This window comes from Phaeodactylibacter xiamenensis (assembly GCF_965229835.1).
Classification (GTDB): domain Bacteria; phylum Bacteroidota; class Bacteroidia; order Chitinophagales; family Saprospiraceae; genus Phaeodactylibacter; species Phaeodactylibacter xiamenensis.
Window position 1 is genome coordinate 1664257 of the sequence record NZ_OZ245931.1, and the last position, 21378, is coordinate 1685634.

Annotated in this window: 16 protein-coding genes; 8 read left to right on the forward strand and 8 right to left on the reverse strand. The window is 52.4% G+C overall.

Annotated elements, in window-relative coordinates:
* Positions 1 to 1147 precede the first annotated feature (1147 nt).
* Both ACO08I_RS06050 and ACO08I_RS06055 read right to left on the reverse strand, forming a co-directional pair.
* Entirely contained in the window at positions 1148 to 2032 is an 885-nt protein-coding gene (locus tag ACO08I_RS06050) for a T9SS type A sorting domain-containing protein (protein ID WP_421948814.1), read from the reverse strand.
* A 207-nt stretch (positions 2033 to 2239) separates the two neighbouring features.
* Entirely contained in the window at positions 2240 to 2857 is a 618-nt protein-coding gene (locus ACO08I_RS06055) for a MarR family winged helix-turn-helix transcriptional regulator (RefSeq protein WP_282778649.1), read from the reverse strand.
* Between the two features lie 107 nt (positions 2858 to 2964).
* Between ACO08I_RS06055 and ACO08I_RS06060 the strand changes: the two genes are divergently transcribed.
* From ACO08I_RS06060 to ACO08I_RS06070, 3 genes are all read left to right on the forward strand, one after another.
* Positions 2965 to 5379 carry a TonB-dependent receptor gene (locus ACO08I_RS06060; protein WP_421948815.1) on the forward strand — a complete coding sequence of 805 codons (2415 nt, stop codon included), beginning with the start codon at positions 2965 to 2967 and terminating at the stop codon, positions 5377 to 5379.
* 61 nt (positions 5380 to 5440) lie between these two features.
* Complete coding sequence (locus tag ACO08I_RS06065; protein ID WP_282778653.1) at positions 5441 to 6076, forward strand: Crp/Fnr family transcriptional regulator; 636 nt, start codon at positions 5441 to 5443, stop codon at positions 6074 to 6076.
* Between the two features lie 187 nt (positions 6077 to 6263).
* Positions 6264 to 6467, forward strand: coding sequence for a YgaP family membrane protein (locus tag ACO08I_RS06070; RefSeq protein WP_044228683.1), 204 nt, complete (start codon positions 6264 to 6266; stop codon positions 6465 to 6467).
* 82 nt (positions 6468 to 6549) lie between these two features.
* Here ACO08I_RS06070 and ACO08I_RS06075 read toward each other — a convergent pair whose 3' ends face one another.
* The 3 genes from ACO08I_RS06075 to ACO08I_RS06085 form a co-directional block, all read right to left on the reverse strand.
* The gene (locus ACO08I_RS06075; protein WP_044228686.1) at positions 6550 to 7017 is read right to left on the reverse strand and encodes a DUF4199 domain-containing protein; all 468 of its coding nucleotides are present in this window, start codon (positions 7015 to 7017) and stop codon (positions 6550 to 6552) included.
* A gap of 68 nt (positions 7018 to 7085) precedes the next feature.
* Positions 7086 to 7682: a DUF6992 family protein gene (locus tag ACO08I_RS06080; protein ID WP_282778656.1), complete on the reverse strand. Its 597-nt coding sequence runs from the start codon at positions 7680 to 7682 to the stop codon at positions 7086 to 7088.
* A 99-nt stretch (positions 7683 to 7781) separates the two neighbouring features.
* On the reverse strand, positions 7782 to 9788 hold the full coding sequence (locus ACO08I_RS06085; protein ID WP_421949709.1) for a beta-galactosidase: 2007 nt from the start codon (positions 9786 to 9788) through the stop codon (positions 7782 to 7784).
* Positions 9789 to 10061: 273 nt separating this feature from the next.
* Between ACO08I_RS06085 and glgP the strand changes: the two genes are divergently transcribed.
* From glgP to ACO08I_RS06110, 5 genes are all read left to right on the forward strand, one after another.
* Positions 10062 to 12626, forward strand: coding sequence for an alpha-glucan family phosphorylase (glgP, locus tag ACO08I_RS06090; RefSeq protein WP_421948816.1), 2565 nt, complete (start codon positions 10062 to 10064; stop codon positions 12624 to 12626).
* A 241-nt stretch (positions 12627 to 12867) separates the two neighbouring features.
* Entirely contained in the window at positions 12868 to 13254 is a 387-nt protein-coding gene (locus tag ACO08I_RS06095; RefSeq protein ID WP_421948817.1) for a T9SS type A sorting domain-containing protein, read from the forward strand.
* A 57-nt stretch (positions 13255 to 13311) separates the two neighbouring features.
* A complete protein-coding gene (locus ACO08I_RS06100) occupies positions 13312 to 14835 on the forward strand; it encodes a T9SS type A sorting domain-containing protein (protein ID WP_421948818.1) in 1524 nt (507 codons plus the stop codon).
* A gap of 1063 nt (positions 14836 to 15898) precedes the next feature.
* Positions 15899 to 16444, forward strand: coding sequence for an RNA polymerase sigma factor (locus ACO08I_RS06105; RefSeq protein WP_282775299.1), 546 nt, complete (start codon positions 15899 to 15901; stop codon positions 16442 to 16444).
* A 21-nt stretch (positions 16445 to 16465) separates the two neighbouring features.
* Positions 16466 to 17401: a hypothetical protein gene (locus tag ACO08I_RS06110; RefSeq protein ID WP_421948819.1), complete on the forward strand. Its 936-nt coding sequence runs from the start codon at positions 16466 to 16468 to the stop codon at positions 17399 to 17401.
* A gap of 40 nt (positions 17402 to 17441) precedes the next feature.
* Here the strand turns inward: ACO08I_RS06110 and ACO08I_RS06115 are convergent, their stop codons facing one another.
* The 3 genes from ACO08I_RS06115 to ACO08I_RS06125 all read right to left on the reverse strand — a co-directional run bounded on the left by ACO08I_RS06115 (position 17442) and on the right by ACO08I_RS06125 (position 21352).
* Positions 17442 to 17789, reverse strand: a complete 348-nt coding sequence (locus tag ACO08I_RS06115; RefSeq protein WP_421948820.1) for a hypothetical protein — start codon at positions 17787 to 17789, stop codon at positions 17442 to 17444.
* The gene (locus tag ACO08I_RS06120; protein WP_282775297.1) at positions 17752 to 18342 is read right to left on the reverse strand and encodes a DUF4240 domain-containing protein; all 591 of its coding nucleotides are present in this window, start codon (positions 18340 to 18342) and stop codon (positions 17752 to 17754) included. Before ACO08I_RS06120 ends, ACO08I_RS06115 begins: the two co-directional genes overlap by 38 nt.
* A gap of 136 nt (positions 18343 to 18478) precedes the next feature.
* Complete coding sequence (locus ACO08I_RS06125; RefSeq protein WP_421948821.1) at positions 18479 to 21352, reverse strand: CHAT domain-containing protein; 2874 nt, start codon at positions 21350 to 21352, stop codon at positions 18479 to 18481.
* Positions 21353 to 21378: the final 26 nt, after the last annotated feature.

The following is a 21378-nucleotide window of genomic DNA, read 5'->3' on the forward strand; positions in this document are numbered from 1 at the left end:
CCCCATTTGCGAAGTAAGCATTGCCCCTCGACAGCCAGTACCCTCCTTTGATTTGGACAGAATTCGTTTTGTCAGCCAGGGATTTGTACTCATCAAGTACGCCTTCTATCACTTCCGTTTTACCGCTGTACAACACCATTCTAAGCCGGGCTTTATGGTATTCGTACTGAAGAGAATCTGATGGGAAAAACAAGCTTCTGTAAAGGCTGTCATAGCATTCTGCCTCTGGGCTACCGGTTTTTTCTGCCTGTTGCAAGAGTTCAAGCAGGCGGCTGGGTGAATAGGTGTTATCCTGTTCACTGAGGCTGTTTCCACAGGGGGTATCTATTTCTGTTTGCCCGAAAGACCAGCTTTGAAGGGGCAACACCAAAAAAATAATACTGAATAGAGCCAATTGCTGGATGCCCTGCCTGCAATGGCAGAGACATAACGACAAACACTGCCGTTTCATACGTTTACTGTGCATATCTGTTCCTTATAAGGAACTAAGTTAGTTTTTTTTCCCATCCTTCCCAAAAAACGACCCAATCGAATTGTGTAACCCTACAGTAAGGATCGTTCGTATTCGTGTTGCAAACAGCAAATGAGAGCATTCTTTATTTATCATTGCTGAAAGGGCACATAAGGATCAGATAAAAAAAAACTGGTGCCCAACAGGCCACCAGCTTTAACATAAAATTACCCAAACAGAATGAGAAGTCTTCCCCCCGGGAAGCTAACCTTCTTTGATTAGCTTCCATATCAGGAGGAGTAATTAAGAGAGGAGCGCATTCGTACTCACTGAAAACTTAGATCTAATTAGTAAAGCTTAGTCGTTATTCATAGTTCTTATTAATGTAGACCCGTATATTCTTTTTCAAACATAAGGGGGATTCTCAAAACATCAAAGAAATTAGCCTAAAGGTTAAAATATCATAAGTCGTTGATTTACTTCATTTTAAATTATTTTGTAGAGCGAAAATGCCCGCTTGTAGATTCACCGTTAACGATTTGCGCGGGATTTATCAAAAAAAGTAAGGCATTTCAAAGCATATTCAGCCGAAAAAACAATGGCTGGTATACACTTAAGCATACCAGCCGAAAATAATGCACAAATAAAACGCCCACAAAAACCTCAAGCTATCGTAGCTGCTGCACCAACTCTATCTTATTCGCACACTATTATTCTTACCAACTGACCGGGGCTTCCGGCAGACCTGCATTGGACGGTGTACACGCCTGCCGGAAGCCCCTCCATATCCAGTTTCAATTGCTGCTGCCCGGCCTCCGCTTGCTGAACCGGCAGGGCCAACTGCCCCAGCGGGCCATATATCCGTACTTCCGCTTCTGCCTCCAGAGGTACCGCCCATTCCAGTACCGCAGCGCCAGCCGTTGGGTTGGGCCAGATAATCAGCCCGTTGCCAGAGCCGGATGTATGGTTCGTGACCGGAGGCGACCACACCTGCTGCTCCAGTACCACGACCCGCACCTTGCTCACCGAACCTGACATGCTGCCCGATGGGTCCACCGTAAAGCCCCCCACTCCCACTTCAAAACAGCTCCCCGATGGCTGTGGTATTGATACCGCCGCCAGGTTCAGCCACCCTGCGCCCAGTATCTGATAACGCCCGCGCCACGTCCCGTTGAAATATTCCAGGCGGATCTTTTTCGCATTCGGCGCATCCAGCAGCGTAACTTCACGCAGGGCACCGTCTGCTCCGCGGACTTCCCAGCGCAACAGCCCGCTGCCATTCCAATATAAGCCGACCATAGCCGCATCGGGCAACAGGCTGCTCCGCACGCTCAGCCCAATATAGCTGTCCCCGGAGACCGTGCCCAGGTCCAACTGCAGCCCACCTTTGCTCGCACAAAACGGCTGGTGCACAAACAGGTAGCCGTCTGGGCTGCCGCCACTGCCTGAATGATACCCCCCTGACCATAGGTTCAGCGTCCCGTTATCCGTACAGATGTCCCACGTGGCACTGCCCGGTGAACCGTTCAGCCCCGTCACCGACCACTCCGGTGGCAGCCCCGGGCTCTGCTGTACGCTCACCGTGGAGGTGCAGGACGACTCGTTCCCATTTACATCTATCGACGTGACCTGTACTTCGTACGTGCATGTTGGGCATAGTTGGAAAAAAACAATTACAGAGCGGTCAATACCTTATTTCTTGAACTGCAAAAGTAAAAAAGTAAATGTGGTAGTCAACAGCAGGGTAAAAAACACCTGTTTCACCTGCAACATAGGAACGATGTACAACTACAGGTGCAACAGCGCTTGGAGCTCGCGCTCATCTGCACCTTCAAAGATTGGCTGATGAAACCGATGCAGTTTTTGCAGCAGATTCAGCAACTGCTGCTTTTCAGCCATTGTCAGGTCACCCGTCACCACTTCCCCCATCGGTATAATGCGGGCATTTGCTTCTGCCACTACCTTCCGCCCCTTGTCGCTCAGCCGGACCAGCTTGGCGCGGCGGTCCTCCGGGTTGGAAAGCTCTTCGATGTAGCCTTGCTTCTTCAGGCGCTTGAGCACTTCGGTGCCCGTGGATTTCTCCAAAATATTTTTCTGGATCAGGACCGACTTGGTCAGGGGTTCTTCCTGCTCCAGAGTGGCCAGAAATGCCCAATCTGTCATGGAATACAGATCAAGGTGGCGGAAGATACGCCGGGCGTAGTAGGCCGCATAATTGGCCATAAAACCGAAGAACATGGATATCAAACCGTCGGTATTAGGCGGCAAAACTGCCGGCTGCGGAGCAGCTTCCCCCTGCTGCTGCAACCATTCTCCAAAGGCAACCGGGGAGAGGGTTTTGTCCTTATCCTGCTCCTGGAAAGCTCCCAGCCAGTCGAGTACCTGCTTGGCATCTTCGATTTTCATAAAGTTCTATTTTGAACTAAAAAAGTTTGATATCATATAAACACTTTCAAAAACAGAATGTTCTGCTGGCATAAATAACAAATCCATCACCACGACAAAACGACATAATGAAAGTTCAACATTTATTGACTTTATGGCTTGGATTGCTGCTAAGCCCTGCGCTTTGGGCCCAGTCGGGCATCATTAAGGGGCAGGTGACCGATGCCCTGAACAATGAACCTATCGCTTTTGCTAATGTGCTTTTGCTGGGTACCGACATTGGTACTACGACTGACATAGACGGCAATTTCGAAATCACCGGGCTGGAGCCGAAATTGTACGATGTGCGCGCTTCTTACCTGGGCTATACCAATAAGACAGAGTATGAAGTGCAAGTGACCAACTCCAAGCCCGCCATCGTCAATCTGGCGCTAAGCGAGTCTGCCCAGGATCTGGAGGAAGTGGTCGTCAAAGCTTCGCCATTCACCAAAACAGAAGAAAGCCCGCTTTCCCTGCGCACCATAGGGGTGGCCGAAATTCAGCGGAATCCGGGGGGCAACCGGGATATCTCCCGGGTCATTCAAACCCTCCCCGGTGTGACTACTCCCGCCGGCTTTCGAAACGACCTTATCATCAGAGGCGGTGCACCTAATGAAAACCGCTTCTACCTGGATGATGTGGAAGTACCAACTATCAACCACTTTGCCACGCAGGGGGCTTCCGGCGGGCCGGTAGGATTGATCAATGTGAATTTCATCCGGGAGGTAGAGTTTTACAGTGGTGCCTTCCCGGCCAACCGGGGCAACACCCTGAGTTCAGTTTTGGAGTTCAAGCAGCGCGATGGGCGGGATGACCGCATTGGTGGCACCTTCCTGATGAGTGCTACGGATGTGGGCGTGACTCTGGAGGGCCCTATTGGAGACAAAACCACTTTCCTGGCTTCCGTTCGCCGGTCGTACCTGCAGTTCCTCTTTGATGTGATCGGACTTCCGTTTTTGCCGACTTACAATGACTTTCAGGTAAAGGTGAAGCACAAGTTTAATAAGAAAAACGAGCTGACCTTCATTGGGCTGGGCGCCCTTGATCAATTTCAACTCAACCTGGATGCCAACGAGACCGAAGAGCAACAATTTCTGCTCAATCAGCTGCCAGTCTCCCCACAGTGGAACTACACCAACGGCCTTGTCTATAAACACTACGCCGACAATGGCTTCTGGACCTTTGTGGTCAGCCGGAATATGCTCAATAACGAGAGCGAAAAATACCTGGACAACGACGACAGCAGCGAGGAGAACCTGACCCTGCGCTACAAATCCCAGGAAATTGAAAACAAGCTGCGGGTGGAGCATGATATCCGCTTTGGCGACTTCAAGCTCAACTATGGCCTGGGCTATCAGTATGTAAAGTATAACGTGAGCACTTTCAACCGCATCTTCACCAGCGCCGGGCCACAGACCATCGACTTTGCCTCCAACTTTGACCTTAACCGCTACGAATTATTTGCACAGGGCAGCCAAAAGTTTCTGGATGAGCGCCTGACCCTCTCCCTGGGCTTCCGGATGGATGCCAATGACTACAGTACCGAGATGAGCAACCTGGGGCAGCAGTTCTCGCCACGCTTCTCTGCTTCTTATGCCCTGACTGAACGCCTGGCAGTCAACTTCAACACCGGCATTTATTACCAGCTGCCCCCTTACACCATACTGGGCTATCAGGAGGACGGCGTGTTCGTGAACCGGGAGAATGGCATTAAGTACATCCGAAACGATCATGTGGTGGCTGGATTCGAATACAACACGGCTTCCAATTCCAAAATTTCCATCGAGGGCTACTACAAATACTATTATGACTACCCTTTCCTGCTGCGCGACAGCCTGACGCTGGCTAACCTTGGGGGCGATTTCGGAGTACTGGGCAATGAGCCGGTTGTGCCTCGTTCTGAGGGGCGCAGCTACGGCATCGAGTTTCTCTTTCAGCAGCGCCTCTACAAGGGGTTCTACGGTATTGCTTCCTACACCCTGGGCTGGAGTGAGTTTGAGGACAAGAATGGCAACTTTGTGCCTTCCTCCTGGGATGCCCGCCACATCGCCAACGTAGTCGTCGGCAAGCGCTTTGAGAAAAACTGGGAAGTGGGGGTTAACTGGCGCTTCCAGACCGGGCTGCCTTTCACGCCTTTCGACCGGCAGGCCTCCGCCCTCGTCCTCAACTGGCAGGCTAACGGCCGGGGCATTCGCGACTTCGATCAGCTCAATACCCGTCGTGCCGACCTGGTCAGTGCTATTGACATCCGGGTAGATAAAAAGTGGTTTTTCGACAAATGGAGCCTGAATATCTTCCTCGATATCGAGAACGTTACCGGCAATGGCGTAGGCCAGGATCAGCTCATCCTGGATCGCCCGCTGGATGAAAACGGGCAACCAATCGGCGGAGGTATCATCACCAATCCGGATGCGCCCATCAATCAGCAGCAGTTCCGGCTCAAGACCATTAATGATGCTACGGGTACGGTGGTCCCGAGTATCGGCCTTCAAATTGAAATTTAGCATTACCGGCAACCGGTTGTCAGGCGAGTTTAGTAACTTCGACGCCTGACAACTGGTTTTGATGAAAGAAAAGCCTGATAAAGACTACCTCCTCGGCAAATTGCGCTTCCTCCCGCTGCCTTTGCAGGAAGTACTCATCCATAATGGCCGCCTGGAGCAGTTTCCGGCAGGTGCTACCCTGCTTCGGGAAGGGCAGTACGTAAGTGCGATTCCGCTGGTGCTGGAAGGCCGCCTCAAAGTTTACGCCGAGGTGGAAGCCAAAAGGCTCCTGCTGTACTACATCCGGCCAGAGGAGAGCTGCGTGATGTCCTTCAGTGCAGTGCTGGAAGACCGCCCGAGCAGTATTGTAGCCGAAGTAGAGGAAGATGCGGTGGTGCTGCTTTTGCCCAGTGGACAGATTCACGGATGGTTGCGCCACTACCCTATGCTGAATCAGCTGTTTTTCCGGCAATACCAGCGCCGGTATACAGAACTGTTGAAAAATATTGAACAGGTGCTTTTCCACCGTCTTCCCGACCGATTGCTTGCCTACCTCAACGACCGTATACGCCTCACCGGAAAATCAAAACTCAACCTCACCCACCGCCAAATTGCCGAGGACCTGGGCTCTGCCAGAGAGGTCATTACCCGGACACTCAAAAAGCTCGAAGCCGAGGGCAGTGTACGCCTGCTGGAGGAGGGCATTGAAGTCCTTTAAGTTTTTTCCCGAGTGGTGACTGCGGTCACCTGCTTCCTCCTCAGCCTGCCCTTATCTTTGAATCAATTAAAATACAGTGCCCATGAATCCCCGCAAAATTGCAAAGCTCATCGCAGTCTGCCTGACTTGCCTGCTTTTAATTTGGGGCATGGTTGCATTGATTCAACTCATTAAAACCTAATACGTCATGAAAAAGAACATGGGAAACACCGACAAGCTGGTCCGGGTCATCATTGCTGTAATCATCGCTGCTCTGTACTTCACGAATACCATTACAGGCACTTTGGGTATTGTTTTATTGGTGCTGGCGGGCGTTTTTGTACTCACGAGCGTCATTAGCTTTTGCCCGCTCTATGCGCCCTTTGGACTGAGTACCTGCAAAAGGGCGTAAGTTTTTCACTTCGAAACCACATACTAAAAAAGCCGCTTCCAGAGTACCCGGGCGGCTTTTCAATTTCTTTACAGGACTAGCACTATTCAGCGTATTCCGTAGGTATTTCTGAGTGGTTTTGCTCGAAATTCATGTCAATTATCCGAACGGCAATATAGGAACCGATCAGGCTCACCGCAATACCCTCCGTGAAGACAAACAGGCTGGCTGTGAATGGGTTGAAGTACTTTCCAATCGGAATGGTATCCTGAATATAATTCATGAAAGTATCGTCGCCAATAAGGTAAAACATAACAAAAGCGGTGAACGGCAATACCCCGATAATGGAGGCATACATTCCGGTTACCACACCGGACACATAATTATTAACAGTATCCGGATTCTCGCGCCGGTAGCGGCGGATGGCCATATAGAGTAATCCAATGTGCGCAAAACCGTTGAGTATCCTCAGGTTATAATTTCGGATTTGAATGACCTCGTGCATTAATAAAAATAGCCCGACAAAACTGGCTAATAATAACAGTCCGTACTTAATTGCAATCTTATTCATATCGTGATGCTTGATTTCTTATAAAACTGGAAATCAGGCACCTATGTTTACAAACTGCCGTTACGAGTTCAAAATTGGTGCCGGAACCCAATGCTGTTGCCGGTGAAGGAAAGCCCTTGCAGCAGGGGCTGCAGGTCGTCATTGCCACTCGCCTGCCAGAAGTAGGCGGCCAGGTCAAAAACAAACAGGAACCCGCCCTGAAGGAGGATGGATTTCCCAAATCCCCGCAGGCGCTCCGGCTTTTCCTCGGTGTTTTTAGCACGCTCTATCAGATAGGCACCGCCCAGCATGTACCCTACGTCCAGCCCGGCATTGAACAGGAAGATTTTCTGTACGCTATGCTGCTCATTGATGCTCTCGGCCAGGCTTAGGGCAGAGGGGTCACCTTTAGTGGCAGCGATGTACCCGGCGGTGGCCAGGCCCAGGTTGACCAGGTTCCAGCCGGCATTCATCCCATGGAAATAGCGGCTCTCGCCGGTCCGCTGACTGGCTAATGTGGCACCGAGGGCGATATTGCCTACCGCCCAGCCCCCCAGGACCATCATGCTGGTTTTCTGTTTCTGCAGGCGATTTTGGTTGAAATCGGTCAGGGCATTGGTCTGCGCATAGCCCAGCATCAGAAAATTGAAGAAAGTGAAAGTGAGGAGGATCCGCTTGGTTGGCATAGCTTCGGTTTTTGATGTAAGAAATCTTCCCGGGCGGGGAATGTTCATCAAAACTTCAGATAATACTGCCTGCAGTGGGATTCTGCAGGCAGTACTTTCTTAGTCTTCCCGAAGAATGGCCACCCCCCAGGGCTCCAGCGGAAGTACGGTCTGCCCATTGTACTTTTTGCCCGTCAGCAGATCCGTGCTGCGCATGACTGGCCCTGCGGTCGTTTGAGGCTCGGGGCTGTAGTTGAAAACGTAGTGCAGGACGGCTCCCTGCCCGTTTACGCCTTTGCGGATGATAACAGGGAAGTGTGTATTTGGGCGCTCTACTCCTGCCTCGCCCACTGCGTCAGCGATCAGTTTTTGCATAATCGCAGGGGAGGGCCACGCTCCAATGTAGGTGGCCTGCCCTTTGCCATACCGGTTTTGAGTAATGCAGGCGTACCTGCCCCAGTGAGGATGATCGTAGCGCCCCAGCACCTCCGCTCCTTCGGGGGTTAGCAGTTCCGCCCAGATGGAGACATAATTGTCCGATTCCCCCACCCCGAACGGGTCGTTCTTTAACGGCAGGCGGTCAATACCTGTGAACTGCTGATAGGAAAACCCTAAAGTTCCCCTAAGCATTGCGGGCTGCCGCTCCATGTGCACCTGTACGTGCTCATCCGTGAACCCGCTTTTGAAACCATAAAGGATATGCCCGCCGTTTTCCACGTAAGCATTAAGCTTTTCGAGCTCAGCATCAGAAGCGGTGTAGAGCGGAGGCACAAGCAACAGTTTGTACCGGCTCAGGTCATCCACGGTATGGTCAGCGAAATCTGCCTCTACATTCATTTTGTAAAGGGTTTCGTACCAGTTGCGCACGATATCGTTATAGTCCATCTGTTTGCTGAAGGCAAATTCCTTAAGGGAAGTAAGCGCTTCATTGCTGAAGTAGATGGCGACTTCATTGTCTTTTTTAAGATTTACCAGGGCCGGGCTGAGCTCTTCAAGTTCGGCTGCGACCTCCTTTGCTTCGAGATAAGTGGGGTTGGGCTCCATATCGTGAGAGAGCAGTCCTTTCCAGTAAGTCTCTGCACTGTTATGAATGGAGTGCCAGTGCCAGTACATTACCGCGTTGGCTCCATTGGCGAGGTGGCTGTAGGCTTGAGTGCGGAGTTGCCCTGGGTACAGCAACTCCTGATTGGAAGGACCAAGGATGCTCTGCGCGGAGGTTTCCACCACCAGGTAGTTGTCCTGCTTCATAGAGCGGGCCAGGTCACCTCCAAAAGCAATCATAACTCCGTCGAGGCGGTCACCGGTGCCATGGTAGATATCGATACCGGCAATATCCATAGCCCGGGCGGCTTCAAAGTGGTCTACGCTAGCCTGTATGGCATAGCTGCCGCTGCGCCAGTCCATATCGAAGTTTTGCGTCACGAACTGATGCGGCTGCTTGTATTCGTTGACAATATCCACCTGCCAGGCCAGATATTCCGTCACGAGCAGGCGGCGGAATTTTTCGAACTCATTGCGCAGGCTGCCGTTGATGGTACCGATGGTGGAAGGCATGTCCGCCCAGTCAAAAACAGAGTTGCTCCAGTAGTGCAGCCCAAAGGCTTTGTTCATGGCTTCCGGCTCACCGAATTTAGCCTTCAGGTATGCCACAAACTGCGCCTGAACATTGGCGCCTTCCGCACCGTAGTGTTTGGTTTCATTATCGACCTGAAAGCCGATCACCGCCGGGTGGCGGGCCGTAGTTTCCATCTGCCTGCGAATGATACGCTCGGCATGGAACCGGAAAGCCGGATTGGAAATATCCATAATCTGCCGGGCGCCATAGGGGCGTTGCCCGTTTTTGTTGGTGAGCAAAATGTCAGGATGTTTTTTAGCCAGCCAGGAAGGTATAGCGTAAGTGGGCGTACCAATAATTACCTTTAGCCCATAGGCATGCAGCGTGTCAAGGATGCGGGTAAGGTAATCCGTTTTGAACACACCGTCCTGCGGCTCCTGATAAGCCCAGGTCGATTCCCCAATGCGCACCACATTGATCCCGCAGTCTTTCATCATTGCAGCATCTTCCGACAGGCGGTCGGTGGGCAGGTATTCGTAATAATAAGCCACCCCATATAGGATTTCGTCCATTTTGCCAGGGGTAAAAGCAGGTTGTGCCCACACAGAGGCACTAACAGCGCTAAATAGCGTCAAAAAAAGGAGAAGTCGCAGTAATTGCATCATGTTTTAGTGGTTTTGAGCCTGTTTTCACCTGTCAATATAGCGGACTGGCATACAGGTGAGCACAGGATGCGCCTTCACTTTATAAGAACCGCAACCCGGCTTAGTGTACTTTTTACAAGAATACCTGTACTTTCCGGTGAATTCCGGTTATTTTTGCAGCCTCATTAAAAACCATTCTGTATGATTGGCCAATTGAAAGACAATAAAATACAACTCAAGCGCATCTACATCGAGTCTACACTCCCGGACGCCCTGCAGCCCCTGAAGGTGCTCGCCAACAACATCTGGTGGTCCTGGAACAAGGAGGCCATCGCGCTTTTCGAGTACATTGATAAGGAGCAGTACATTGCGCTGCGCTACAACCCCGTTGCCCTGCTGGAGCAGCTTTCGCCAAAGCGGGCCGAAGAACTGGTGAATGACAAGGACTTTCTTCAGCGCCTGCAAGGTGTGGTCAGGGAATTCGAAGCCTACATAGCAGTCAGCCCGGAAGCGGGCAGCCCAAAGATTGCTTACTTCAGCATGGAATACGGGCTGCACATCTCCCTGCGCCTGTACTCCGGAGGGCTTGGCGTGCTGGCCGGCGACTACCTGAAGGAAGCTTCGGACGACAATTCCAATATGGTGGCTGTAGGCTTGCTGTACCGCTATGGCTACTTCGAGCAGGCCATCTCCCTGCACGGCGATCAGATCAACAACTTCCCGCCACAGAAATTCACCAAACTGCCCATTCAGCCGGTACGCGATGAACAGGGCGAGTGGGTAAAAATCAGCGTCGGGCTAAAGGGCCGTATGGTCTACGCCAAAGTCTGGGAGCTCAAAGTAGGCCGGATATCGCTCTACCTGCTCGACACGGACATTGATGAGAATGATTGGCACGACCGCTCCCTGACCCACCAACTGTACGGCGGGGACAATGAGCACCGCCTGCGCCAGGAAATCCTCCTGGGCATTGGGGGTATCCGTGCCCTGCGGGCTTTAGGGCACGATGATGCCGATATCTACCACTGCAACGAAGGCCACGCGGCATTCCTCAACCTGGAGCGCCTGAAGAATTACATTCAGCACGAGGGCATGAGCTACGAAATGGCACTGGAAACGGTGCGTTCCTCTTCCCTCTTCACCACCCACACTCCGGTGCCGGCCGGGCACGACTATTTCCACGAAGACCTGCTGCGCGAATATCTTTACAGCTATGCAGCGGAACTCGGCATCGAATGGCAGCGGTTCGTCGCCCTGGGCAAAATTGACCCGCACAACCACGATGAGCTGTTTTCTATGAGCCACCTGGCCATCCGCCTTTCACAGGAGGTCAATGGGGTAAGCGAACTGCACGGGGCGGTCTCTCAGAAGATGTTCAAAGTACTTTACCCGGGCTACCACCCCGAGGAGCTCCACCTGGGATACGTGACCAACTCTGTCCACTACCCGACCTGGATTGCGAAAGAATGGAATGACCTTTACCTGGAAAACTTCGGCAACGGCTTCCTCCGCGATCAGTCCAACAAGGAATACTGGCGTAAAATCCACAATGTCCCTTCTGAGCAGATCATGGGCATCCGCCGCAAGCTTAAGGCCCGCCTGCTCGACTATGTGCGGGAGACTATGCAGGAAGACCTGACCCGCCGGGGCGAGAACCCACGCAGCATTTTTGAGCTGATCAATGCCATCAAGGACAACGCGCTGGTGATTGGCTTTGCGCGCCGGTTTGCCACTTACAAAAGGGCCCACCTGTTGTTCACCAACCTGGAGCGCCTGAGCAGCATCGTCAGCAACAGTGACCGACCGATCATCTTCCTGTTTGCCGGTAAGGCCCACCCGGCTGATGGCGGTGGACAAGGGCTGATCAAGCACATCATTGACGTATCCAAGCGCCCGGAATTCCGCGGCAAGGTGATCTTCCTCGAGAATTACAACATGGAGATGGCCAAGCTGCTGGTACAGGGCGTGGATATTTGGCTCAACACCCCTACCCGCCCGAAGGAGGCTTCCGGTACAAGCGGTATGAAAGCGGCTCTGAACGGCGTGATGAACTTCAGCGTGCTCGATGGCTGGTGGGCAGAAGGCTACCGCCCGGATGCAGGCTGGGCCCTGCCGCTGGAGCGCACCTACGACAATCAGGACCTCCAAAATGAGCTGGACGCCGAGTCCATCTACAATATCCTGGAGTTTGATATCCTGCCCACCTACTACGAGCAGGATGAGAACGGCATTTCCGAAAAGTGGGTCAGCTACATCCGGCAGATCATCGCGGAGGTCGCCCCCGATTTCACCATGAAGCGGATGCTCGACCACTACTACGAGCGCTTCTACCACAAGCTGGCTGAGCGGGGCCGTGCCCTCCGTGCCGACAACTACGCCGGTGCACGTCAGGTAGCAAAGTGGAAGCATACGATGGAGCAGCGCTGGGACCGCATCGAGCTGGCGCAAGCCGATACCTTCGACAGCGATAACCGCGCCCTGCAGGTCGGCGAGCACTTTTACGCTGACCTCAAGCTCTACCTCAATGGAGTGTCTGCCGAAGACGTAGGCGTGGAAGTCGTTTTCTTCAGCCGCGTGGATGAAGAAGTCCTGAAGCTTCAATTCAAGGAAGAGCTGGAACTGAAGGAAGTCAAAGACGGCGTCGCCACCTACCACTGCGAGCTGGATCCCAAGCTGGCGGGTGTGTACGAATACGGTTTCCGGGCCTTCCCGAAATCCGGTCAGCTGGCGCACCGTCAGGACCTGCCTCTGGTGAAGTGGTTGTAGAATAGTATTTTGAAAATGCAGCGGCCGTGCCACTCTTGTAGTTGTGGCACGGCCGTTTTTTTTTATTGACTTCTACAGCCTGAGTTTTGATGCTGCCCCAACTCCTTTAAAAGCATTGTCCTTTTACCTTTAATTGGAGGTATTTATTACTTCTTGACCGGCACTAATTTATAACAGATCAAATTAGTAACTTGAAAATCAATTAAGATCAGGCTATATTGCCTTGAACAATAGCTATGAGATGGAAAATAATCAATGCTTGGGCGATGCCGTCTTCCGGGCCCGCAGCCTTTACCGCCTTGCAGACCCTACCTACCGTTTCGACAATGCTACACACTGCCAACCCAATGCTGCCTTGCGGGCGCCAAAAGCAACCGAACCGCTTGACTTTACGCTCTTTCCCAACCCCACCTCCGGTCTTACGGTGCTACAATTTAACACGCCGATCACTGGCCGGAGCAGTGTCACCCTCTACAGCCTTCAGGGGCAGCCGGTACTACAACAAACGGCAAGAGAAGGCGCACAGCATATCCTGCTGGAAACAGCGGCTCTGCCTGGCGGGACTTACTTTTGCAGGGTGATGGGAGTTGATGGAGTGACCGTTGTGAAGAAGTTGGTGAAGTTATAAAGTGTGAGGGCTATCCGTAGCTTTAGCGAATAGCCCTTGCTGACTAAAGCGTATACCATGAAAAAGTATTTATATGCAATTGGTTTTCTGCTATGCGTAGTAGCGGGAGCAGCACAAAAGCACGATTACATCTGGTTGCAGGGATATGATAGTGATGCTGGTGAGCCAGGAATCGAAGCGAGCATACTTGATTTTAATTTTTCTCCGGTAAAGGTGGACAGTATAAGAACTGGTGGTGGTTTTTTCGTCAGCAGTACATCCATCGCAGACCAAGAAGGCGTTTTGCAATTTTATACCGATGGATGCGACATCTACAACACTGCTCATTATGTCATGGAAAATGGAGACAGTATAAACCCTGGAGCGGTTCACCAACTCCAATGCGAAGAAATAGGATATGGCTACACCGCCGGCCGTCAAAGCAGCTTAATCCTGCCCATGCCGGGCAGCGACAGCCTCTACTACCTCTTCCACAAGCGGATCATTTATCAGGAAGAGCCGGTCTTTGATGTCATCACCGACCGTATCCTTTATTCTGTGGTGGATATGAGCGCCAATCAGGGGCTGGGCCGGGTGGTGGAGAAAAATGTTGCCCTTTTTGAGGAACCTACCGTCTACGGGCAATTAACCGCAGTAAAGCACGCCAATGGCGAAGACTGGTGGATTGTCAATGCCTTGGACCAATCAGATGAGTATGTTTTTTTCCTGTTCGATAGTAGTGGGCCCTCTTTTTCGCATACCCAGGTTATAGGTAATATAAGCAGTAGCAGTGGCTCTTCAGGCGGGCAGGCCAACTTCTCCCCCAATGGCCGCTACTACGCCCGCTACAGTGCCGACGGGCTCTTCCTCATGGAACTTGACCGGCAGGCCGGGGCGCTGAGTGCGTTTCAGCATATCCCCATACCGGACGTGAATGCGCTAGGCGGGGTTGCCTTTTCCCCCAATTCTGAGCTGTGCTACGTCAGCGCCTTTGATACCATTATGCAGTTTGACCTCATGGCACCGGATATTGAAGCTTCCGGCACCGTTGTCGCAGTTTACGATGGCAATCAAGAGTTATTTGCTACTACATTTGGAAATGCACTGTTAGCGCCAGACTGTAAAATTTATATCAACACTTTTGCCAATGTGAAAACCCTCCATATCATCCACCAGCCTAATGAGAGAGGCACAGCTTGTTTTGTTGAACAACATGCCTTAGATTTACCTTTTTGGCACGATACTGCTCTGCCCAATTTCCCCAACTATCGCCTCGGCCCCCTAATCCCCGGCGAGGCACCGCCTCCGCCCTGCGAAACGGTGGTGAGCACGCCTACGGTGCCTCCACAGGCTGGGGCGGGCTTTAGCCTCTACCCCAACCCCACCTCCGGGCTTACGACGGTGGAGTTCAGCACCCCGCTTTCCGGCAGGGCAAATGTCACCCTCTACAGCCTTCAGGGTCAGCCGGTACTACAACAAACAGCAGGAGAAGGCGCACAGCATATCCTGCTGGAAACAGCGGCTCTGCCCGGTGGGACTTACTTTTGCAGGGTGATGGGAGCTAATGGAGTGATGGGTATGAAGAAGTTGGTGAAGTTATAATGGTAAGCGTTTCCTGACTTTGAGGTCAGTCGCTTCATTGATACCTGTACAGAACGGTCAGCTAAATGGCGCTCGATCTGTCAGAAAAGTACAATGATAGCGGGGCAGAAAAAAGGTAGCCGGACTTGAAAATTTACCTTTGCTTTTTGGGATAAGCAGGCATTAAGTCAAACGAAGAAATTGGGAAAATTGCCGGCTACCATTGTATGTTGCTACCGTTCTGCCCCTGCGAAATTTGGGAAACGCAAAAGCAGAAACCATATTTAGGGTAAACCGTGGTAATCTGTTGAGAACAAGGTGGGAAGGCCAAATCCTCAGGCACCAACGGCATGACCACTCTGCCATCAGCCGTAGCTGATGGGCAGATTAGGTCGTCTTGTAGTTAGTTGCTCTTCCGGACTTGGGGGGAAGTCGGCTACTAATCCCGGAAATAGATCAGTAGTTCAGGTTTAAGACTCCCCTTGATTTTGATTTGCTGCCCAAAGAAACGAAAAAAATCAAATATTCTTTTCTTTAATTCAAATTAGTGTGCATCGTACATTGCAAGCATAATAACAAATTGCACTTTTTGGATAAGCTGGAGCAGAGCGGGAAGCTCTACCCCAGCAGCCATAGCGCTTAAATGCAGATGGTTGTCCCCTGGTATTTATGGCTTAAGGCTCTAGTGGTCAGTATATAATCTACGGTATCACTTTCTGTTTGTGCAAATTGTTATACACACTTTGAAATAATGACCGGCAGAGGAGGCTCTTACCCCTCCCCACCGGTCAAGGGCGTCATGGGATTATACAGGTTTTAGGTATCGTTCATTGCTTTATCCGCTGAGGTTTTTAAACGTTACGGATTAGGGGGAAAATTTTGGGAAAAGTTTTTTGTGGTTCACGCAGAGGCCGCGGAGGGGGGCACACAGAGAACGCAAAGCAAAATCCCCCCCCCTTTGCGCCCTCTGCGTGAAACCTTCCCCTACTTTTTAAACCGGTAAATCCCTATCCGGGCAGGGACTTCCGGGAAAAACCAGTAAATTTCGGTTGCAGACGTAACATGCTTTCAAAAAACACGATCAATGAGTGAAAGCTACTCAGAAGACAATGCGCTGCTGGAGCAACTGCGCAGCGGTGACCAAAATGCATGGCGGAACCTGTACGAAGAGGTCCGCTCCCCCTTCCGGTTGTACTTCATCCGGTACGGGACGGCACCGGAGGTCGCCACAGAGATGTTCCAGGAAGCCATGGTCATTCTCAACCGGAATATCCGGACCGGGAAGCTTCAGGCGCCGCTGAAAAGTGCCCTTCGTACCTATATCATAGGGATCGGCCGGGTGCTGCTGATGCGCAAAGGGACAGACACGCAGCAATGGGAAGGAGAGATTCCGGAAATCCCCATCCTTCCCGAGGTGGAAGACCAACAGGAACGCAAGGCCAAAGCTCAGCTTGCCCGGCAATTGCTGGACCGCCTGGGCTCGCCCTGCCGCGAACTGCTGGAGCTGTTTTACCTCAAAAACTATGTCATGGAAGCCATCGCCAGGGAGCTGGACTTGCCGTCTCCCGGAGCTGCCAGACGCCGCAAACACGATTGCCTCCGCAAAATGCGGGAGCTGATGACTGCTTGATGCCACTTTAATTCATTGATCATGGACGCAGAAAATTGGACTACAGAACAGATTGAAGCTTACCTCCGTCAGGCGCTGCCCGCCCCGGAACAGGCGAAGCTCAAAGCCGACCTGGAGCAGGACGAACAGCTGCGTGGTGAAGTGGCTGCTTACCAACGGGTGCTGGAAGGGCTGGACGCCTTGCAGGAAGAAAACTTCCGGGCCCAACTGGACATCTGGTCGGCCGAAACAGCTGCGAATGACCAGACAGAACTTATTACCTGGTACCTGGAGGGGCAGTTGAAGCCTGAGGGACAACAAATGGTGGAGGCCCGAATGGCGGCAGACCCGGCTTTCCGGGAAGAGGTAATGGCTTATCAGCAGCTCATCGGCGGCATGGAGGCGGCGCAGGATGAAGATTTCCGCAGCAAATTGGAGGATTGGGAGGCTGGAAGGGCTCAGCAGACAGATTCCGGGAACACACTGAAGGTCGTCAGCCGCCGGCCCCTGTGGCAGTATGCAGCGGCGGCGGTCGGAGCATTGCTCATCGCGCTCTCCACCTTCAGCCTTTACCTTAAGGTCAACTACAGCGGGCCCGCACTAAGCCGTGCTTACTATGAGTCGCCCATTTCCGAGCGCACGATGGGCGGAGAAAATGCCGAAAGCACACCCCTGCAAGAAAGAATGGACTTTGCGCACCGCCAACTGATTGGGAAGGAATACAACGCCGCATTTATGGCATTTGACAGTCTGATGCGGGAAATCCCCCGCTCTAACCTGGATGATTTCAACAAAACCCTGCTGCTGGAACAGGCAGGCTGGAACCGCCTCCTCGCTGCCACTGCTATGGATAACCCGCCTATTGATGTCATTGCGGAGGCACGGCGAATTCGTAAAACACCCAGCCATGAGTACGCCGGCAAAGCGGAACAGTTGCTGAATGATTTGGAGTCGCGCTGGTACCGGTGGGCGAATTAGTGGCTCAAGTCCTAAATAACACCCCCTAAAACGACAATTCTTATTGATTCCCCGGAGGATTTTCGCCATACTGAGCCCGGTAATCCTCAATATATTGTGCTTCTTTTTCTTCTGCTGCTCTTCTACCTTTTATGCCAGTCAGTATGATTTGGCTAAAGAACCTGGCCCAACCCACTACGCGATTATATAGCCTGACTTGTTCATTAGCCCTGGGAGAAGATCCATCTTTATTGAGCGGCCTTCCACAAACACCATACTTGTATATCCCCTTTCGCTTTCGGTCCTGTATAGCATAAAGGTGGTGATCGTTCTCGTTACTATGGCTGTTTCCGTGTTTAGACGACATCATTTCAAAGGTTATCCAGCCAACTTTTCCCACCCCATCCATCCCGGTTAGAATAGGTTTCGTAGCTCATGGCAGGAAGATAGTCCCATTCAGCCCCGGTCTTTTTCTCGAAGGCCAGACCTGCCAGGTAAAGCAGCGGCTCGAAGGTATACTCCCGGGGCATTTTAGCCGGATCGCGAAGCACTGCCCGGTAAAACGCCTCTCCATTCGCAACAACACAAGCCCGTGCATACAAAAAGGTATCCACGGAGAAATTTTGGTCTCCGCCATAAGCGTAAGTACCAATTTGCTCAGCGTAAGCTTGCTTGTCCAAATAAAATAGCTTTTCGGCAAGTATATCCTGAAAGCGCTCTATATCTCTTACCGGGAACTTTGACAGCTCTTCCACTGCGGGTGCCAGTATAGCCTCATCGTTTTCCCCCTTTGACCAATCCAATGTTTCAATTATGCTCCAAAACTGTGATTCGCTCATTGCCTTTACTTCTCCATCCTCGTGCACGATAATTTCCAGCCGCGCATTATTATAGCGTTCCTTAAGCTTTCTGATCCACTCTGGATTTAAGTCTTCTATGCTTATTTGTAGTTTGGTCAGCATATTCAAAAATTAAATTTGCTCCATAAAATAGACTATTTCAACTGAATTATCAATTGACCATCCGAATTCTTTCCTTCCAGCCATTTAACGCGGTCTGTTTTCGAAAGTAATCTATGCTAAACAGGAGGAAGCTTTGTTACAGCTGAAAACGCCAGTACACCACGCCCAGCAGCAGGCCACTAATCACCACACTCCACAACAGCAGGCGGGAGCCCCCACCGGCAGCAGGCAGCTTCCCCGGTTTGCCCACCGCATGAAAAGCCGCCCAGTAAACCGGGTGCGCCCCTAATTTACCACCGGAAATCACCTGCTCCAACTTTGCTGAGCGCAGGGCTGCAGAGCGGGCCTGACCGGCACTCAAACCGGTGTAAAAGGTTTCCATCACATGGGAGCTTTCATCGTCATTAATGGACCACAGAGAAGAGATCACACTGTTGGCACCAGCCGCCAGGAAACTCCGCGCCAGGTTGATGACGCCTTCCCCATCGTACCATTGGCCCACAAAGGTCTCGCACCCATTCAGCACGACCATTTCAGCCTGCAAAGGCAGCAGGTAAATGTCTTTCACGAAAAGTGAATCATAGCCGCCCTTCCCATCTGCAAAAACGATGAAGGAAAAATTGCCCGTTTCCGTATTGGCTTGTGCATGGGTGGAAAAGTGCAGCACACCGGCCTCTCCTGCCACCGCCTGCAATTGCGCCCGCGTCGCATCCGGACCTAAGAATGCCTGCCCCCTGAAGAGACTGGCTATAGCTGCCGCCTGTGGCTGATTATGAGCCAATGCCCCAAACCCGCCCCTGCCGTCAAAATCCGGTGCGAAGGCCACAAGCCCCTTTCCCTTCACCGCACGCTGCTGCACCGTACGCTGGAAAGTCGCAGCGTAAGCATAACTGATTTCGTAACGGTTGATCAGGTATGGCATCGCAGAGAAATTGCAATGACCGGCCGGCCCCGTCAAAAGCGCATCAAAGGGCAGAAGCCCCAGCACCCCGCCCGGCACAATGATCAACTGCTCCGGCAGCTCCAACTGCGCTTCAAGAGGCGATATCAATACCTCATACAATTCGTGCCCCACCTGCCGGTATACTTGGCAGAGCGCCTGCCGGTCAGCGCTGCTAAACTGAAACCCCTCGATTGCAGAACGCCACGTGCTTACTTGCTCCGTCAGCGGATAAGAGGCATCCAGAGGAATGACCTCCAACTGATCTTGAGTAATCACAAAAGCACAGCTCAGGCTGCTGCCGGTAAAGTACTCCACCAGCGCCTGCCCCGGCTGTAGCAAATCCTGCTGTACCTCTGCCAGCGTAGCCACCTCCAGGTCGTATTTGCGCTGGTAATAATCCGGGTAATGCTGTTCCAGGCTATCGATCCAGGCGGCGTAAGCCTGCCGGTGCCCGAACAACGCTGCTTCAGCTTCCTCCAGTGAGCCTGCTTTGCCTTCCTCCAATTGCAGGCGGAACCACTTTTCTTCAACATCAGCCAGGGCTTGCTGAAGCGCCCGCTCTCTTTGCAGGACCGCAGCAGGCAGGTCAGCCTGTCTTTCGGCATTGGCCTTTTGCATGGCTTCCCGCAACAACAAGCTTTTGCTCTGCTCCGCCAGCTCAAACGCTGCTTCCTTGTAGCCCAGCTGACGAGTCTGTGCCCAAAGTTCCAAAGCGGCGCGGACACCAAGCTCCGTCCGCGCCCGGATGCCCTGCACACTCGACAGCTTAGCCGATTCGCCCTGATAGCGGCGGCGCAGCATTTGCTCGACTTCAAAAATCAGCTTGCAGGCTTGCAGAACAGGCTCCAGTTTCTCCTGCCCGCCCTCCTGTTCGTACCATGCCCACAGGCTATTCGCCCAGCCGGTCAGGGCTTCTGAGAAGGTATTTTCGGCATAGAGCAACTCCAGCGCGGGCAATTCCTGCCAGTGATTAAATCGGTAGCCGGGCAGCAAGGCCTCCATAGCCGATTGGTGGCACGCTGCGGCTGTCTGATAAGCCCCTTTTTGCCGCAGCATCTCGCCTTTGTCTACCAGCAGTTTCCCCAGGGAGCGTCGGTAGCTGACCTCGCCGGAGGTGCGCAGGATGGCTTCGCCTTCGGCAAAATCCTGCGCGGAGGCTGCCCATCGTTGGAGTGCTGCATTGATGCTGCCCCGGACATTCCAGAGGGAGCCCTCCCACTCGCGAAGGTAAGCAGGTGGCACCTGTTCCACTTTCGGCAAATGGGCAAACGCAGCGTCAATAGCGTGCAGTGCCGCTTCGTGCCGGCCCAACACCCCAAGCACCCTCGCCCGTGCGCTATGCAGCAGCACCAGGTCTTTGGCCGAAAGGTTTTCCAGATTCAGGGCTGCTTCAATATGCCCCAAGGCAGCATCCGGCTCCCCAGCCAATTCCTCCGCGATAGCCAGGTCATTCAGGACTTTGGCCTGAGCAGCAGTACGGCCGGTATCTTTAAAGAAACGGTAAGCCGTACGGAGCAGCCCGATGGCGGTCTGAAAATCACCGAAGCGGCTGTACAGGTTGGCTAAGGGCCGATAGATGTAGTTGACCGTGTAGTAGTCTTCTTCTTCAAAATGCCGCTGGAAGAGCCGGCTGGCCGTTTCGTATTGCACAAGGGCGTTTTGATAATCGTCCTGATAGTGCAGATGCATATACCCCAGGTTGACATGCAGCCAGATTAAGGCATCCCACTCCTCCGGGGTATCCGGTGAGCGGCCGAAATCCTTTTTTAGCCCTTGCTGCATCACCAGTACCGACTGTTGCACAGCATCTGCCCAGTCACTTTGCCGCAGAGCCTTGCCTGCTTCCTTGTACAATTTCAGCCAGCCTTCCAGGTCGTCAGTATTTTGGAAAGCCGCTCCGGCATTCTCCAGCATTGCGAAAAAACAATCCCGGTCTTGCTCATCGATAGCGGCGATAGCCTGTGCCTGGTAAACTTGTCCAAGGGAATCCAGGCCAACGGATGCATGGGCCGATAGAAAAGGAAGTAGGGCGAAACAAAGCAGGAGCCCCTGAATCGTAGTTTTCATAAGAAGGAGGGTTGTGCGAAAAACTT

What these genes read in the sequence shown, in the direction of transcription:
- ACO08I_RS06110 (WP_421948819.1), top strand. Translation starts at nt 16,466, where the DNA reads ATGGACGCAGAAAATTGGACTACAGAACAGATTGAAGCTTACCTCCGT.
- ACO08I_RS06120 (WP_282775297.1), bottom strand. Translation starts at nt 18,342, where the DNA reads ATGCTGACCAAACTACAAATAAGCATAGAAGACTTAAATCCAGAGTGG.
- ACO08I_RS06095 (WP_421948817.1), top strand. Translation starts at nt 12,868, where the DNA reads ATGGAAAATAATCAATGCTTGGGCGATGCCGTCTTCCGGGCCCGCAGC.
- ACO08I_RS06085 (WP_421949709.1), bottom strand. Translation starts at nt 9,788, where the DNA reads ATGGACGAAATCCTATATGGGGTGGCTTATTATTACGAATACCTGCCC.
- ACO08I_RS06060 (WP_421948815.1), top strand. Translation starts at nt 2,965, where the DNA reads ATGAAAGTTCAACATTTATTGACTTTATGGCTTGGATTGCTGCTAAGC.
- ACO08I_RS06065 (WP_282778653.1), top strand. Translation starts at nt 5,441, where the DNA reads ATGAAAGAAAAGCCTGATAAAGACTACCTCCTCGGCAAATTGCGCTTC.
- ACO08I_RS06115 (WP_421948820.1), bottom strand. Translation starts at nt 17,789, where the DNA reads ATGGATGGGGTGGGAAAAGTTGGCTGGATAACCTTTGAAATGATGTCG.
- ACO08I_RS06125 (WP_421948821.1), bottom strand. Translation starts at nt 21,352, where the DNA reads ATGAAAACTACGATTCAGGGGCTCCTGCTTTGTTTCGCCCTACTTCCT.
- ACO08I_RS06055 (WP_282778649.1), bottom strand. Translation starts at nt 2,857, where the DNA reads ATGAAAATCGAAGATGCCAAGCAGGTACTCGACTGGCTGGGAGCTTTC.
- ACO08I_RS06080 (WP_282778656.1), bottom strand. Translation starts at nt 7,682, where the DNA reads ATGCCAACCAAGCGGATCCTCCTCACTTTCACTTTCTTCAATTTTCTG.
- ACO08I_RS06100 (WP_421948818.1), top strand. Translation starts at nt 13,312, where the DNA reads ATGAAAAAGTATTTATATGCAATTGGTTTTCTGCTATGCGTAGTAGCG.
- glgP (WP_421948816.1), top strand. Translation starts at nt 10,062, where the DNA reads ATGATTGGCCAATTGAAAGACAATAAAATACAACTCAAGCGCATCTAC.
- ACO08I_RS06075 (WP_044228686.1), bottom strand. Translation starts at nt 7,017, where the DNA reads ATGAATAAGATTGCAATTAAGTACGGACTGTTATTATTAGCCAGTTTT.
- ACO08I_RS06070 (WP_044228683.1), top strand. Translation starts at nt 6,264, where the DNA reads ATGAAAAAGAACATGGGAAACACCGACAAGCTGGTCCGGGTCATCATT.
- ACO08I_RS06105 (WP_282775299.1), top strand. Translation starts at nt 15,899, where the DNA reads ATGAGTGAAAGCTACTCAGAAGACAATGCGCTGCTGGAGCAACTGCGC.